Below are 14451 nucleotides of genomic sequence, written 5' to 3'. Positions count from 1 at the left end.
AGAAAAGTGGCTGAGTTATTGAGGAGATTTCAATCGGTTGAGTATTCTTTAGAATACTATTTTAAAACTAAATGGCTATAAATCTTAGTTTTAAAGTTCTTAAAGTTCCTAAACCCGAAACCCTGTCTCTTGATGTCCTTGATGAGTTTATTGATCCTCTCTTTTTTGATGTTGAAGGTACTTTGTATATTTATACGATTTTGTGAGAATATGGTACAATAGAAACAATAAAAAATGAAGTAGGAATAAAATGAAATTACCACGTTTTGGCGTTGAGGAATGGCTGAATGTCCATGAAAACAGCGCGGTTTATGATATAGCAGGGGTGTCCATTTCATCACTGACCTTGGAAGAATTGTTTGCCTTGTCAGGCACCAATCCTGAGGATTTTTATAAGAAATTGCAGGGCACCAAGCTCAACTATGGCTGGATAGAAGGTTCGCCAGCATTTAAAAAATCGGTTAGTCAACTCTATACAGGTGTCAAACCAGAACAAATTCTCCAGACCAACGGGGCAACAGGGGCCAACTTGTTAGTTCTTTATAGTTTGATTGAACCAGGAGACCATATCATTTCCCTTTATCCGACCTACCAACAGCTCTATGATATTCCAAAGTCCTTGGGAGCAGAAGTGGATTTGTGGCAGATTGAGGAGGAAAATGGCTGGTTGCCAGACTTGGAAAAACTGCGTCAGCTCATTCGTCCTAACACTAAGATGATTTGCATCAACAATGCCAATAATCCAACTGGTGCTGTCATGGATAGGGCCTATTTGGAAGATTTGGCAGAAATTGCTGGTGAAGTTGGGGCTTACATTCTATCGGATGAAGTCTATCGTTCCTTTTCTGAGCTGGATGTGCCATCTATTATAGAAGTCTATGACAAGGGGATTGCTGTCAATAGCTTATCCAAGACCTACTCCCTGCCTGGTATTCGTGTGGGCTGGGTGGCTGCCAATCTTGAAGTGACGGACATATTGAGAGATTATCGAGATTACACCATGATTTGTGCAGGTGTCTTTGACGATATGGTGGCTCAATTAGCTTTGGCACATTATCAAGAAATTCTAGAACGAAATCGGCGCATTTTAGAAGAAAATCTAGCAATTTTGGACCAATGGATTGAGAATGAACCCCTCGTTTCCTATATTCGTCCAGCGGTTGTTTCCACTAGCTTTGTCAAGATTGCAGTGGATATGCCCATGGAAGATTTTTGCTTGCAGCTTCTGCAGGAACACGGTGTTCTTTTAGTGCCTGGCAATCGGTTTGAACGTGACGGCTATGTCCGTCTAGGTTTTGCCTGTGAACAAGAAACTCTAATTAAAGGATTAGAAAAACTATCCCAATTTTTAAGAAGATTTGATAAAGAAAACTAGCTCAGGTGGTTGAGCTAGTTTTCCTTGTTTTCAGGTGTAGGTCTTTGGAACAATTTCCGCCAATCTGGTAGAGAGATTTCAGGGCTTGGAATGGAAGTGCTAATATTGTCCCTCCAAATTTGGTAGCGGGTGTCAAAGAGTTGCCGAATGAGTTTGTCCATCATGTCCGCCTCTTGAGGAGATAATTCTTTCCTTAATCGGTCCATTTCCTGTAATTTCTGTAGGGGATTGACGGTTATGTCACTGAATCGTTCAATTCCTGCTTGGATAAAAATCCCGAAAAAGAGGTCAAAGAAATCTTTCAATTCTTGATCCGTTAGACTAGCAGTCCAAGCTTTTAAAGTCTGGTCGGTTTGAAGGCTGTCGCTGGTTAGGGCAGGGGCTGACTTGAAATCAGTTCCTTCAATTTCCCAAGAAAATGTGATGTGTTGGAGAAGACCGATGGTGTTGCTCTGAACAATTTGGGCATTTTCAGGTGTTTCCAACATCATTCCCACGATGGAATTTTGTGGAATGAGGGGGAAAATCCGATTTTGAATGGCCCGGTAACTAGGAGATTCCAAATGTTTTTTATGGAGCCCTGGTGCGTCAAAGGGATAGACAGCCAGGATTCGTTCTTGTATGTTTGGAGACTGCTTACATGCGGAATAAAGGGCTAAATTACCACCTTTGGAATGCCCTGCGATATAGAAGTTCTCCTTTTGATTAGACATTATTCTCTCCAAATAATCACTTGCAGAACGTTGGGCAGGGATTTCATCCATATAGGTCATGTGGAAGTCTTCCTTCCAACCGATGATGGTGTCATCTGTTCCCCTAAAACAAGTCAGGACAGTCTGTCTGTCCAAGCGGTAGCTAATGGCGGCGAATTGTTGCTCCTGGTCCAACTGATAATCGTCAACGAAGCCAAATGCCTTGATAGACTTGAAGCGTATGGATTTGGCAAGAAGTGCAAATAAGGCTAGGCGATTTTTGGTCACCATAGAAAAGGGAGGGAAGTCATTCTGATAAGTTGCTTCAAAATGCACTGCCAGATGATCCAGTCGGATGCCATTTTCGGTAAAGGAGGTGGGGACAAGCTTGTCGAAAGGCAGGTAGGAAAGCTCAGTCAGGGCCAAAATGTCCAGTTTGTTCAGGGGCAGGTCGTAAAAACTGTCGTATTGACTGTCTTCTATGTAATTTAATAAATTTGGCATGGTAATCCTTTCCTTTTTCTTCTAGTATAGCGAAATATGTGAGGAATGACAAATCTTGATTGGAGATTTAGAAAAATCCCCCTTTTTTCCTGAATTTTAGGCTATAATATATAGTATATATGAAAAAGGAGAGAGCGATGCAGAAAATACTTCTTGTTGAGGATGATAAGACCATTAGCCAACTAGTTGCCAAAAACCTGATAAACTGGGGTTATCAGGTCCAAGAGGTCAAGGATTTTCAGACGGTTTTGGACCAGATAAGAGATTTTCAGCCCCATTTGATTTTACTGGATATTGGGCTACCTTTTTTCAATGGCTATTACTGGTGTCAGGAAATCCGCAAGACATCTCGTGTGCCCATTATGTTTCTGTCTTCCCATGACCAGTCTATGGATATTGTCATGGCGATCAATATGGGGGCGGATGACTATGTGACCAAGCCCTTTGAAATGACGGTTCTCCTGGCCAAAATACAGGGGCTTCTCAGAAGAACCTATGACTTTGTTGGTGAACAAAGTTTACTCTTGTTTGAGGAGGTATCCTTGGATTTGAAAACGATGCAGGTGTCTTATGGACAGGCTGTAGCAGAGTTGACACGAAATGAATTTCAGATTTTACGTGTTTTATTTGAACATGGTAAGGAAGTGGTCAGCCGTGAGGAGCTGATGAGAGAACTCTGGAACAGTGATATTTTTGTGGATGACAACACCCTGTCGGTTAATATCGCTCGTCTGCGTAAAAAGCTGGCAGAACTGGGCCTGCCAGATTTGATTGCCACCAAGAAAGGAGTGGGCTACGGCCTGGTGTGGACACATGAATAAGGATGAATTTAGCCCGCTAGTATCAGAATTTTTATCCACTTGGCTCCGTCATCGTTGGATCTTTCTGGCCAGCTACTGCCTTTTTGCTGCGACCATTTTGGCTATCAGTAGCATCTTTGACATTGAGAGGGACCTGGCTCGCTATGCTCTCATCCTCCTGAGCATTTGTTGGCTCCTCGCCCTCCTCTGGGATTTTGTCAGGGAATTTTCCCGCTTTGGGAAAATCTGGCGTGGTCAGAAAGTAGCAACTGGGACAGCCAGTGAACGTTTGTTGCAGGAGAGAGTGGAGCGACTAGAAGTCCAAAACAAGCTCCTGCTGGAAAAACAACGTCAGGAACAGACAGAATTAGACGACTACTACACCCTCTGGGCCCACCAGATGAAAACGCCTATTGCAGCCAGTCAGCTTTTGGCCAAGGAAGTAGGCAGTAGTTCAGTCCGTCATCAGTTAGAAACAGAACTCTTCAAGATTGAGCAATATACAGGTTTGGTCTTGAACTACCTTCGTTTACAATCCTTCCATGATGATTTGGTTATCGAATCTGTCAATTTGGCAGAACTGGTCAGAAGTTTGGTCAAGAAATATTCCCTCTTTTTTATTCAGGCCAGTACCAGCTTGGACTTGGGACCGCTGGATAGGACAGTAAAGACCGACAAACGCTGGCTGGGTCTCTTGATTGAGCAGATTTTATCCAACGCCCTCAAATATTGTCAGGGGGGAAGTATTTCGATTGCTCTGGATGGAGATGAGTTGGTCATTCGTGATACAGGAATAGGGATTGCAGAGAGTGACTTGGAGCGGGTTTTTGAGCGTGGTTTTTCAGGTTTCAATGGCCGCAGAACCCAGCAGTCTTCGGGTCTGGGACTCTATCTCTCTCGTAAAATCGCTGCGGAGCTGGGCTATTCCCTCAAACTAAGCTCCAAAGTGGGTCAGGGAACAGAAGTGCGAATAGGTATCAAAGAAGTGGAGCTGATTTTTGACTAATCTTACAAAACTGTCACGCAAATGAAAGCTAGGGCTATGGCAGACTGTCGGAGGATGAGCTAGAATGGGGGTAGAAAAAGAAAAGGAGGCAGTAAGATGACGCTCTTAGATGTGCAACACGTTCAAAAAATTTATAGTTCTCGCTTTAAGGCGGGCCAGGTCGAGGCCTTGAAGGATATTCACTTTGCCGTTGAAGAGGGTGAGTATGTGGCGATCATGGGGGAATCTGGTTCTGGAAAATCCACCTTGCTAAATATTTTGGCAACTCTTGATAAGCCAACGCAGGGCAAGGTTCTGCTCAATGGTTTGGATACCCAAGCTATCAAGAGCAGGGAAGCTGCAGCCTTTCGTCGAGAGAAGTTGGGCTTTGTCTTTCAGGATTTCAACCTCTTGGATACCCTCTCGGTCAAGGACAATGTGCTCTTGCCTCTGGTTTTGTCTCGCTATCCGATTGATGAGATGAACAAGCGACTGGTTCATACACTGAATAGTCTAGGAATTGCGACCTTACAAGACAAGATGCCCTACGAGATTTCAGGCGGTCAGCAGCAACGGGTTGCGGTGGCGCGTGCCATCATCACCCAGCCAGAAATCCTCTTAGCGGATGAGCCGACTGGAGCCCTCGACTCCAAATCATCTGCAACCTTATTGGATGTTTTTGAGCAGATTAACCAGCAGGGGCAGACCATTCTGATGGTGACTCACTCGACAGCTGCAGCTAGTCGTGCCAAACGGGTCCTTTTTATCAAGGATGGCATTCTCTACAATCAAATCTACCGTGGTGAACGAACTAGTCAGGAAATGTATCAGCTGATTTCAGATACCTTGACAGTCATGGCGAATCGAGGTGAGTAATATGTTTGGACTAACCGTTCGATTGGCTCTGACCAATCTCAAAAAGAACCGCAGGCTCTATTTTCCCTATGCCTTAATGACCACTGTTTCAACCGCTATAGCCTATATATTTGCTTCTCTTGCCTTTCATCCTGATTTAGGTCAGGTCAAGGGAGCCAATGGGGTAACCATGGTTTTGGGCTTCGGTATGATTGTGGTCATGTTGGCGGTCGCTATTATGATTCTCTATGCCAATAGCTTTGTCATGAAGCAACGGTCAAAAGAGTTTGGTGTTTATAGCATTCTAGGCTTGGAGAAAAAACACCTTCTCTTGATGACCTTCCTAGAAAATCTAGTTTTCGCAGCTAGCACTATTTTGACAGGAACCTTGTTGGGATTAGCTCTGGATAAACTTTTCTATGCGCTCTTGCTCAAGGCCATGCAGATGCCTGTGGTCTTGGCGTCAACCTTCCAGTTGAAAAGTCTGGTCACTGTACTGATCTATCTCTTTGGGATTTTCGCCTTGGTCAGTCTCTTGAATATTGGGAAACTGGGCTTGGCCGACTCACTCAAACTAGTTCAGGGCAAGAAGCGTGGGGACAAGCCAACAGGCTTCCTCTGGCTACAAACCCTCTTAGCCCTTATCTTATTGGGTGCGGGCTATGCTATTGCCCAACTAGTGACCAGTCCGCTGAAAGCTATTCCCAGTTTCTTTGGAGCAACTTTACTGGTTATCCTTGGGACTTATTTGCTTTTCCAATCAGGTGTTATCAGTCTCTTAAACTGGCTAAAACACCGTCAGACCTATTACTACAAGCCTGAGAATTTTATTTCAGTTTCCAACTTGATTTTTCGCATGCGGAAAAATGCTCTGGGCCTTGCGACCATTACCATCCTCTCCAGTATGTTCTTGGTAACTATGGTTGGAGGACTTAATATATACATCGGTGGTACAGATTATATTGCCAACCAGAATCCAAATGATTATTCGATTGATGTTGTCATGGAACCTACCACTTCAAAAACACAAGTGGAGGAGTGGGCGAATACTATCTTGGAAGAGGCGGGGATTCCTGTGGAAAGTATGGTAGTCTATCCTTACCAACAAGCCTATTTTTCTGAGGTGACAAATCAGCAAATAAAATTTTTGACGGGTGAAGAAGCTGCTGGTATGGCTTTCTCTGACCGAGTGGGTATTGGTTTTGTCCTTGATCAAGCCACCTATGAAAAGATGACGGGAGAAAAACTCCAGTTGGCATCTGACCAAGTGGCCATTTATAGTAAGGGAGTCCAGTATCAAGCCGGTCAACCTCTCAGATTTGATGAAAAGGAGATGGAGATTGCTCAAGTATTGCCCAAGAATGTGACCTTGGGACATCTACCAGACCATGGTTCCTTCCTTCTCAGTCAGTATCTGGTCATTGTTGTTCAAGACTTGGCCATTTTTGAAAATCAAGCTGAGACTCGTTATTATATGGGCTTTGAAAGCAGTCTGCCAGAAGAAGAACAGGTAGATCGCTATGATGCTTTCGTATTTGGAAACTTTGAAAGCGAACTGTGGAGCTCTAATATTCTTCCAGATGGTACCAACTCGATTAGTCTGGCCTACCGTGCCTATGCGATGCGTAGTTTCTTCAGTTTTGCAGGTTCACTTTTCTTCATCGGCCTCTTGCTTTCGCTCATCTTTTTGATGGCGGTGGTGCTGGTGATTTACTTCAAACAGATTTCAGAAGGTTATGAAGACAGAGATCGCTTCGTCATTATGACAAAGGTTGGTCTGGATGAGAATCAAGCAAGACAGTCCATCCGTAAGCAGTTGTTGATGGTATTTTTCCTTCCAATCTTCCTGGCTATAGTTCATCTTGGTTTTGCCTATAAGATGTTATCCGCCATCCTTGTCTCAATCGGTGTTGTAAATATGGAATTAATGTTACACGTAACGATAGGAATTTGTGTGGTCTATTTCTTGCTCTACTTGATGGTTTTTGCAATAACAACACGAACTTATAAACAAATTGTTTCCTAAAAACTTGGGGTTTTCCCAAGTTTTTTGATATTTCTAACATAACGTGGAACATTTTTAGAATTTTCAGTCAATTTAATATTTACAGATTAAGAGGATAGTGATATTGTATGTAGCATAACAAAAAAGTTCATTCTATAGTTGCTTAGTATCATCGTTCTTGCCCTTGATAAAAAATGAAGACAGTAAGATAAGTGCTAACAATTATAGGATAGAAAAGGAGATGTGCTTATGAAAATTGAAGGATCAAGTATTGCCTTTATAGTGATTTGTACAGGTTTGGTATTTTTAATGACGCCAGCCCTTGCTTTCTTCTATGGTGGTCTCGAGAGACGGAAAAATGTCATCTCAACGATGATGATGTCTGTTGTCTCGCTAGCCCTTGCAACGGTGATGTGGTTCGCTGTTGGTTACTCTCTATCATTTTCAGGTGATGGAAATCTTATTGGTGATCTTGGACATGCGTTTTTCCAAGGCATCAGTGACTCAGAGAGTACAAGGGGCTTGACGATTCCGGATTCACTTTTCGCAGTTTTTCAGATGATGTTTTCTATCATTACTGTTGGTATTTTAACCGGTTCTGTTGCGGGACGGATGCGATTTAAACCTCTCTTAATCTTCATAATTGGTTGGCTTCTTTTAGTTTACTATCCATTTGCCCATATGGTTTGGGATGAAGGGTTACTTGCTCAGTGGGGTACAATTGACTTTGCTGGTGGTGATGTTGTCCATATTACATCAGGGGTAAGTGGCTTGGTTTTGGCTTTGGTAGTTGGCAAGCGCAGAGACTTTAATCGTCTTGAATACCGTCCACATAATGTACCATTTGTCCTATTGGGGGCAGGCTTACTTTGGTTCGGTTGGTTTGGTTTTAACGCAGGTTCTGCCTTAGCAGCCGATGGTTTGGCTGTTCATGCCTTGGTAACGACACATTTGTCAGCTGCAGCGGCCATGTTCTCATGGATTTTGTTAGAATATATAAAGAATGGAAAACCATCACTTGTCGGTGCTTCAACAGGATTAGTAGCTGGATTGGTTGCTATTACGCCCGGGGCTGGTTTTGTATCAACGTGGAGTGCAGTGATTATCGGATTATTGGTTAGTCCAGTTTGTTTCTATGCAATTGCGATTGTGAAACATAAACTTGGTTACGATGATGCCTTAGATGCTTTTGGCTGTCATGGTGTCGGTGGTATTTTTGGCGGTATCGTAACAGGACTGTTTACTACTCCTGAATTGGCTCTCGACCCTGAAAATATTGGCTTGATTTATGGGAATCCACGCCTGTTCTTGGTAACCATCGCAGCGATTGTCTTTACAATTGTTTGGTCTGCAGGCATGACATTTGTTCTCATCAAGGGAATCTCATTCTTCATGCCACTCCGCGTTTCAGATAGAGAAGAAGCAATTGGTTTGGATGATACAGAACATGGTGAGACAGCTTATCCAACATTTATGGGCTTAGATTCATAAGAGAGGTGTTTTTGATGAAAAAAATAGAAGCAATTATTCGTACAGAAAAATTAGAAGATCTTAAGGTTGCCATAACTAGTGCAGGAGTTGCTAAGGGAATGACGATTTCACAAGTTCTGGGTTTTGGTAATCAAAAAGGCTTTGCGGAATTCGTTCGTGGCCAAAAGGTGACTCCAACCATGCTTGCTAAGGTAAAAGCAGAGATTGTAGTTGAAGATGCCGCAGTCGAAGAAGTTGTTGATGTCATCACTACTGTAGTCCGAACAGGGGAAGTCGGTGATGGTAAAATATTTATTCAGCCAATCGATGATGTTGTTCGCATCCGTACAGGGGAACGTGGTCGTGATGCAATTTAGAACTTGGATTCACTGCTCAGCACTTTCATTTAAGTAAGCTTTTCAACACTAGTTCTTTTCAAAATACAGTTAGTGTTCTCTCAAAGACCAGTGTAGATTGCTTTCTTATCTAAAAGTTTGTCATTGGTGAATATTGGTTCTTAGAAATAGATATGAAGAACTTGGGGCAACCCAAGTTCTTTTTTCACAGGTTCTAAGATAGGTTTCTACCGCAACTTTTTATCTTCCCCCTTCAACAGTCTCTCCCCAGACTGTTTGTACACAAACAGCGTTTGTTTATACTCTTCGAAAATCAAAAGCAGACGTTGTTGCCTTGATTTGATGAGTGAAAGGCTCCAGTGGAGCCTTTCAGCCTGTTACCTTGAAATAAAATAGTAACAGGGTTCTATCTGTATAAGTAGAAACGAACTATGTTCGCCTATCTCCAACCTCCAAAGGTTCCCCAAACCTTTGGAGCTAGTCTGATTTTGATTTTCATTGAGTATTAATTTCCCACCTCCAACAATCTCCCAGATTGTTGGAGCAATCTATCACTGTGCTGAGATGTTAACGCAAACTTGTAGAAGTGATGTTTTTTTTTGAATATTTTTTACTATATTGTTTTACATACTAGCCACCTTGTGTTATACTATAGATACAAAGCTAATAGGTAAAACAAACTAGTGATAGAAGACAAAGAAAATCACTTTTATTTTTATTAGACTAGTCGGTATTACAAACTAGGTAGGGAGGCAGTATGAAACTGGATAAGAAAAGTCGAGAAAATTGGAAACTAGCAGCTGTCAAGCTTGTGACGGCCATTATAACAGGTTGGACCTTGGATTCTATTTTGATCTTAGGCATCATGTTAGCATCAGGCTTGCTGTTTGGATTTTTTGCAGAGGAAGAGGAGGGCTTATGAAAGAAACCCAGATGCTCAAGGGGGTCCTGGATGGCTGTGTATTGCAAATCATCAGCCAGAAGGAGATTTATGGTTATGAGCTGGTTCAGGAGTTGAGAAATCAGGGCTTTGAAAACATGGTCGGAGGAACGGTCTATCCCCTCCTTCAGAAGTTAGAGAAAAATAGCCTGATTTTTAGTCAGAATAAGCCCTCGCCAGACGGGCCAGATAGAAAGTATTTTTATCTGACAGACCAGGGAAAGGCTTATCTAGAAGATTTTTGGAGTCAGTGGACGGAATTGGTCCAAAAGGTTCAGCGATTGAAAGGAGAATAAGATGAGCAAACAAATGGAATACCGCAAGCAGATTGAAGTGATTGAAAGCCAGTTGACCAAGGAAAACAAGGAGTATATGGGCCGTATCAATGGCTACATGATGATTGCCTCTGTCTTTCACAGGCAGGAAGAAGCAGTGACTGCCCAGCTCTTATCCATTTACCAAGATGTTCTTGAAGCCCAAAAAGACGGGCTTTCGGCGGAGGATTTTCTAGGCAAAGACAGCAAGCAGATGGCGGATGACCTACTCAGCTACCTCCCTCCGATTGGTTTCGTGGAAGTCGCAAACCTGAGCGGCCTCATGCTAGTCATCTATCTAGGAAGCCAATGGTTGATGGATTTTGCAGGGACAGGAACCCTCTCCCTCAATTGGCTGGACCTTATATGCGACGCGGTACTTAGCCTCCTCCTCCCCGCAGGGATTTTCCTCCTCATTCGCGGTCTGATTTACCAGACCAGCAAAATCAAGGTTTGGGCAAGTTTTCTCTGCATCCCCATTCTTTTTCTCGTGATTTGTGGACTTCGTCTCTGGGCAATGCCCAAGGAACCTGACTTAGTCTTGACTGGCTGGGGGTTACTAGTACCACTCACCTTGCTCGGTCTCGCTCTGCTATTTTTCCAAAAGGAAAAGTTGGTCCGCTATGTCTTTTTACCGACCTATCTCTTTATGATTGTTGGCGGTGTGGTAAATATGGTCATGACTGTTCCAGTTTGGCTCAATCTGATGTTGGTCATTCTTCCAGCTATGGCCTTTTGGATCGGAACTGCGGTTTTGTTGGTGGGGAAGGAGAAGTAAGATGAACAAGCAACAGGAACATTTGAATGCTATCAGTAGCTTACAGGGAAAATTGACCAAGGAAAACAAGGCCTATATGCGTAAGCTCCATGCTTACTTGATGTTGGCATCAGCCTTTCATGAGCAGGAGGAAAGGGCGACCGAACTCTTGCTTTCTATCTACCAAGATGTATTGGATGCCCAAGCAGACGGTCAGTCAGCAGAGGATTTTTTGGGTAAAGATAGCAAGCAGATGGCGGATGAACTCTTGTCTGACCTGCCGCCTATTCGCTGGTACTATGGTTTGCGGTTAACAGGATTGATTTCCCTTGTCTATATTAGTTGGTTTTTCTTAGGTTTGTTTGGAGTGACTGGTGAAATGGTCCTAGAATGGCGGGGCTTGCTGTGCGATTTGCTTCTGGCACTCATTCTACCCAGCTCTGCATTTTTCATCCTAAAGAACCTAGTCTATGAACGGTCAAAAATCAAGTCCTATCTGCTGATGGGGACTTGGGGGCTTAGCTTTGTGGTGTTAGTTGTCTTGCGTTTTTGGATTAGTCGGCAGTTTTATGAGGGGATTCCCCTGCCCTTGTGGGCCAGTCTTTTGGTGATTCTAGGAATCGCAGCTGGTCTCTTCTACTATCGCAGTAAGTCAGCGATTGTAGATACCTTAATCCCAGCCTATGTCCTAACGGTGCTCAGCGGCTTTAGTCAGCTGCTGGCTAGCCAGGTTGGCTATGGACCGCAGGACTGGACAGGTTGGCTACCTCTGCTCTTTATGGTTCTTGCCTTTTTCTCAACGCTTGCAGGCACATTTTTCCTATTGAAAAAGGAGAATGTGGGGTAGAAATACGATTAGACAACTCTTTAGAGTGGTCTGATTTTTTGGTATAATGGTTGAAAGATAGAAAGACAACAAAGGAGTAAACCATGACATTTGAAGAGATTTTACCAGGCTTGAAGGCCAAGAAAAAGTACGTTCGCACAGGCTGGGGCGGAGCGGAGAACTACGTTCAGCTCTTTGACACCATTGAGGTTCACGGGCAAAAGCTGGAGGCGACGCCCTATTTCCTTATCAACGTGACGGGCGTGGGCGAAGGCTTCTCCATGTGGAGCCCGACCCCTTGCGACGTCCTTGCGACCGACTGGGTAGAAGTCCATGACTAAGACAGCCCTTATCACCGGCGTTTCTAGTGGCATTGGCCTTGCACAAGCGCGGATTTTTTTGGAAAATGGCTGGCGTGTCTACGGGATTGACCAGGCCAGCAAGCCTGATTTGGCAGGTGATTTCCACTTTCTACAGTTGGACCTGACTGGCGATTTAAGCCCAGTCTTTTCATGGTGCCAGACAGTTGATGCTCTCTGTAACACCGCAGGCATTCTAGACGATTACCGTCCCCACCTAGATATTGAGGAGGAAGAATTAGCTCGCATCTTCGCGGTGAATTTTTTTGCGGTGACAAGACTAACCCGCCCTTATCTGCAGCAAATGGTGGACAGACAGTCTGGTATCATTATCAATATGTGCTCCATTGCCTCCAGTCTAGCAGGAGGAGGGGGCTCAGCCTATACTGCTTCCAAGCACGCTTTGTCAGGTTTTACCAAGCAGTTGGCTTTGGACTATGCCAAGGATAAGGTACAGGTCTTCGGCATCGCCCCTGGTGCCGTTCAGACAGGCATGACTCAGAAGGATTTTGAGCCTGGTGGTTTGGCGGACTGGGTGGCAGACCAGACCCCTATCGGACGCTGGACCCAGCCTGACGAAATAGCAGAGCTGACCTACATGCTGGCTACTGGCAAACTCGCTTCCATGCAAGGCCAGATTATCACCATTGACGGCGGCTGGAGTTTGAAATAGAAAGGAAGAACTATTATTCTTGAAACCACTCGTCTCCTCCTTCGTCCATGGAGCGAGACAGACGCAGAAGATTTATTTGCAGAAGCACGTCATCCAGAAGTTGGTCCTGCAGCGGGTTGGCCTGTTCATCAGAGCGTGGAAGAAAGTCAAGAAATCATCAAGACTGTCCTGAGTCAGCCCGAAACCTATGCCTTAGTCCTGAAAGAAACAGGTCAAGTGATTGGTAGTATCGGCCTCATGATTGGCAAGCAGAGTGGTCTTGATTTGACAGATTCAGAAGCAGAACTGGGCTACTGGCTTGGACAGGGATTTTGGGGACAAGGTCTGGTACCAGAGGCAAGCCAAGTTCTACTGGATTACGGATTTGCCCAGTTGAGTTTAGACAAGATTTGGTGCTGTGCTTTTGTAGAAAATAGTAAGTCCCTGCGTGTCCAAGAAAAGCTGGGTTTTGTATACCAATACCTCTTGGAAGATGTGCATTTCCCACTCATTGATGAAGTTCGTACCGAACGAGTGAGCCTGTTGACGAGAGAGGAATGGTATTCTAGAAAGGAAAAACCATGACCCCAACACAACTCTGGCAAGAATTTCTTGCCATCAATCTCCAAGCAGGTCCTGAGCCAGAGGCCTGGGCTTTTGGGGCGGAAGCTGATCGACTGGCTGAATTGGTGGCTAGAGGCATAAAAACTTCGACCAGCTCTGCCCATGCCCTTTATGCAGTAGAGGGAGAAGAAATTCCAACAGCTGGTGGCTATGACATCATTCTTGACGGACAGGGTCAAGCTGTGTGCATTATCCAGACCACCAAGGTCTATGTGACCCCCTTTTCCCAAGTGACAGCGGACCACGCCTATAAGGAAGGCGAGTTCCGTCAGGAGGGGGAATTGTCCGTCGTAAAAGAGAAAAGTTTGGCTCACTGGCGACAGGTCCATGAAGAGCTTTTCACGATCTGGCTGGCAGAAGCAGGCCTGTCCTTCTCAGAAGATATGCTAGTCGTCTGTGAAGAATTTGAATTGGTATACCCTAAAAAGTAGGTCCTTGCTTGTTTATTTTTGTTATCTATATTATAATAATATAAAATTAAACAAGGAGGTTCCTATGGATAAGGAACGTGTCATCAATTTATTGGACCAGCTTTCTCCTATTCTGGCTGGAAAAGAGAAGGAGATTGGCAAAGAGAAGACAGTCAAGTTGCAGTCAGTTCTTGAGCTTGTCAAGGAAGATGTGGCAAGTAAGGAAGGATTGGCACTTGAGACCAGTTTGTCAGGCTTTGTGCAGTCCATTTCTAATGCTAGCTTGCCTGGCGCCAATCTCCGTTTTACAGACCAAGAACGTCCTGTCTGGGAGGAATTTAAAGCCCTGACGGAGCAAGCAAGAGAAGATGGTCAACGAGGCCTTCATTTAACAATCTAAGGAGCTCAGGCTCCTTTTTTATATCTAAATAGTTTGCTACGCCTGAAGCGAATTATGTTCGAGCAATTTCCGACTTCCAAATTTTCCCCAATCCTTAATGTTACGAACGGGTTCACTCTATCTCCAA

At 44.1% G+C, this 14451-nt stretch carries 17 protein-coding genes and 1 pseudogene; 16 read left to right on the top strand and 2 right to left on the bottom strand.

Going from position 1 to position 14451, the window contains the following annotated elements; genetic code table 11:
* Positions 1 to 56: 56 nt before the first annotated feature.
* Positions 57 to 173: pseudogene (locus SST62_RS1000000113070) on the bottom strand (transposase); the annotation flags it as partial.
* A gap of 77 nt (positions 174 to 250) precedes the next feature.
* Here SST62_RS1000000113070 and SST62_RS0109100 point away from each other — a divergent pair.
* The gene (locus SST62_RS0109100) at positions 251 to 1375 is read left to right on the top strand and encodes an aminotransferase (RefSeq protein ID WP_029187096.1); all 1125 of its coding nucleotides are present in this window, start codon (positions 251 to 253) and stop codon (positions 1373 to 1375) included.
* 14 nt (positions 1376 to 1389) lie between these two features.
* Here the strand turns inward: SST62_RS0109100 and SST62_RS0109095 are convergent, their stop codons facing one another.
* Positions 1390 to 2571: a DUF2974 domain-containing protein gene (locus tag SST62_RS0109095; RefSeq protein ID WP_029187095.1), complete on the bottom strand. Its 1182-nt coding sequence runs from the start codon at positions 2569 to 2571 to the stop codon at positions 1390 to 1392.
* A 137-nt stretch (positions 2572 to 2708) separates the two neighbouring features.
* On the opposite strand from SST62_RS0109095, the gene SST62_RS0109090 reads away from it, so the two are divergent.
* The 15 genes from SST62_RS0109090 (at position 2709) to SST62_RS0109020 (ending at position 14324) form a co-directional block, all read left to right on the top strand.
* Positions 2709 to 3392 carry a response regulator transcription factor gene (locus tag SST62_RS0109090; protein WP_029187094.1) on the top strand — a complete coding sequence of 228 codons (684 nt, stop codon included), beginning with the start codon at positions 2709 to 2711 and terminating at the stop codon, positions 3390 to 3392.
* Positions 3385 to 4377: a sensor histidine kinase gene (locus SST62_RS0109085; RefSeq protein WP_029187093.1), complete on the top strand. Its 993-nt coding sequence runs from the start codon at positions 3385 to 3387 to the stop codon at positions 4375 to 4377. Before SST62_RS0109090 ends, SST62_RS0109085 begins: the two co-directional genes overlap by 8 nt.
* A gap of 96 nt (positions 4378 to 4473) precedes the next feature.
* Complete coding sequence (locus tag SST62_RS0109080; RefSeq protein WP_029187092.1) at positions 4474 to 5232, top strand: ABC transporter ATP-binding protein; 759 nt, start codon at positions 4474 to 4476, stop codon at positions 5230 to 5232.
* 1 nt (position 5233) lies between these two features.
* A complete protein-coding gene (locus tag SST62_RS0109075) occupies positions 5234 to 7237 on the top strand; it encodes an ABC transporter permease (protein WP_029187091.1) in 2004 nt (667 codons plus the stop codon).
* 234 nt (positions 7238 to 7471) lie between these two features.
* Positions 7472 to 8707, top strand: a complete 1236-nt coding sequence (locus tag SST62_RS0109070) for an ammonium transporter (RefSeq protein WP_029187090.1) — start codon at positions 7472 to 7474, stop codon at positions 8705 to 8707.
* Positions 8708 to 8721: 14 nt separating this feature from the next.
* Positions 8722 to 9063, top strand: a complete 342-nt coding sequence (locus tag SST62_RS0109065) for a P-II family nitrogen regulator (RefSeq protein ID WP_024391727.1) — start codon at positions 8722 to 8724, stop codon at positions 9061 to 9063.
* Between the two features lie 736 nt (positions 9064 to 9799).
* Positions 9800 to 9964, top strand: a complete 165-nt coding sequence (locus tag SST62_RS0109060; RefSeq protein WP_029187089.1) for a hypothetical protein — start codon at positions 9800 to 9802, stop codon at positions 9962 to 9964.
* A complete protein-coding gene (locus SST62_RS0109055; RefSeq protein ID WP_024384973.1) occupies positions 9961 to 10278 on the top strand; it encodes a PadR family transcriptional regulator in 318 nt (105 codons plus the stop codon). The genes SST62_RS0109060 and SST62_RS0109055 overlap by 4 nt, the downstream gene beginning before the upstream one ends.
* 1 nt (position 10279) lies before the next feature.
* A complete protein-coding gene (locus SST62_RS0109050) occupies positions 10280 to 11074 on the top strand; it encodes a hypothetical protein (protein WP_029187088.1) in 795 nt (264 codons plus the stop codon).
* Position 11075: 1 nt separating this feature from the next.
* Positions 11076 to 11900, top strand: a complete 825-nt coding sequence (locus SST62_RS0109045) for a hypothetical protein (RefSeq protein WP_029942725.1) — start codon at positions 11076 to 11078, stop codon at positions 11898 to 11900.
* Between the two features lie 83 nt (positions 11901 to 11983).
* Positions 11984 to 12220, top strand: a complete 237-nt coding sequence (locus SST62_RS0109040; RefSeq protein ID WP_029187086.1) for a DUF2829 domain-containing protein — start codon at positions 11984 to 11986, stop codon at positions 12218 to 12220.
* Positions 12213 to 12911 carry a 3-oxoacyl-ACP reductase gene (locus SST62_RS0109035; protein ID WP_029187085.1) on the top strand — a complete coding sequence of 233 codons (699 nt, stop codon included), beginning with the start codon at positions 12213 to 12215 and terminating at the stop codon, positions 12909 to 12911. Before SST62_RS0109040 ends, SST62_RS0109035 begins: the two co-directional genes overlap by 8 nt.
* A gap of 12 nt (positions 12912 to 12923) precedes the next feature.
* Entirely contained in the window at positions 12924 to 13475 is a 552-nt protein-coding gene (locus SST62_RS0109030) for a GNAT family N-acetyltransferase (RefSeq protein WP_029187084.1), read from the top strand.
* A complete protein-coding gene (locus SST62_RS0109025; RefSeq protein ID WP_029187083.1) occupies positions 13472 to 13945 on the top strand; it encodes an ASCH domain-containing protein in 474 nt (157 codons plus the stop codon). Before SST62_RS0109030 ends, SST62_RS0109025 begins: the two co-directional genes overlap by 4 nt.
* A 64-nt stretch (positions 13946 to 14009) precedes the next feature.
* A complete protein-coding gene (locus tag SST62_RS0109020; RefSeq protein ID WP_029187082.1) occupies positions 14010 to 14324 on the top strand; it encodes a hypothetical protein in 315 nt (104 codons plus the stop codon).
* The last annotated feature ends 127 nt before the right edge of the window (positions 14325 to 14451 follow it).

Source organism: Streptococcus suis YS56, assembly GCF_000440115.1.
Lineage (GTDB): Bacteria > Bacillota > Bacilli > Lactobacillales > Streptococcaceae > Streptococcus > Streptococcus suis_L.
Note: the sequence above shows the minus strand (reverse complement) of the source record. Positions and strands in the feature narration are given on the sequence as shown.

Coding starts and splice junctions, on each gene's coding strand:
- SST62_RS0109100 (WP_029187096.1), top strand. CDS start 251: ATGAAATTACCACGTTTTGGCGTTGAGGAATGGCTGAATGTCCATGAA.
- SST62_RS0109095 (WP_029187095.1), bottom strand. CDS start 2,571: ATGCCAAATTTATTAAATTACATAGAAGACAGTCAATACGACAGTTTT.
- SST62_RS0109090 (WP_029187094.1), top strand. CDS start 2,709: ATGCAGAAAATACTTCTTGTTGAGGATGATAAGACCATTAGCCAACTA.
- SST62_RS0109085 (WP_029187093.1), top strand. CDS start 3,385: ATGAATAAGGATGAATTTAGCCCGCTAGTATCAGAATTTTTATCCACT.
- SST62_RS0109080 (WP_029187092.1), top strand. CDS start 4,474: ATGACGCTCTTAGATGTGCAACACGTTCAAAAAATTTATAGTTCTCGC.
- SST62_RS0109075 (WP_029187091.1), top strand. CDS start 5,234: ATGTTTGGACTAACCGTTCGATTGGCTCTGACCAATCTCAAAAAGAAC.
- SST62_RS0109065 (WP_024391727.1), top strand. CDS start 8,722: ATGAAAAAAATAGAAGCAATTATTCGTACAGAAAAATTAGAAGATCTT.
- SST62_RS0109060 (WP_029187089.1), top strand. CDS start 9,800: ATGAAACTGGATAAGAAAAGTCGAGAAAATTGGAAACTAGCAGCTGTC.
- SST62_RS0109055 (WP_024384973.1), top strand. CDS start 9,961: ATGAAAGAAACCCAGATGCTCAAGGGGGTCCTGGATGGCTGTGTATTG.
- SST62_RS0109050 (WP_029187088.1), top strand. CDS start 10,280: ATGAGCAAACAAATGGAATACCGCAAGCAGATTGAAGTGATTGAAAGC.
- SST62_RS0109045 (WP_029942725.1), top strand. CDS start 11,076: ATGAACAAGCAACAGGAACATTTGAATGCTATCAGTAGCTTACAGGGA.
- SST62_RS0109040 (WP_029187086.1), top strand. CDS start 11,984: ATGACATTTGAAGAGATTTTACCAGGCTTGAAGGCCAAGAAAAAGTAC.
- SST62_RS0109035 (WP_029187085.1), top strand. CDS start 12,213: ATGACTAAGACAGCCCTTATCACCGGCGTTTCTAGTGGCATTGGCCTT.
- SST62_RS0109025 (WP_029187083.1), top strand. CDS start 13,472: ATGACCCCAACACAACTCTGGCAAGAATTTCTTGCCATCAATCTCCAA.
- SST62_RS0109020 (WP_029187082.1), top strand. CDS start 14,010: ATGGATAAGGAACGTGTCATCAATTTATTGGACCAGCTTTCTCCTATT.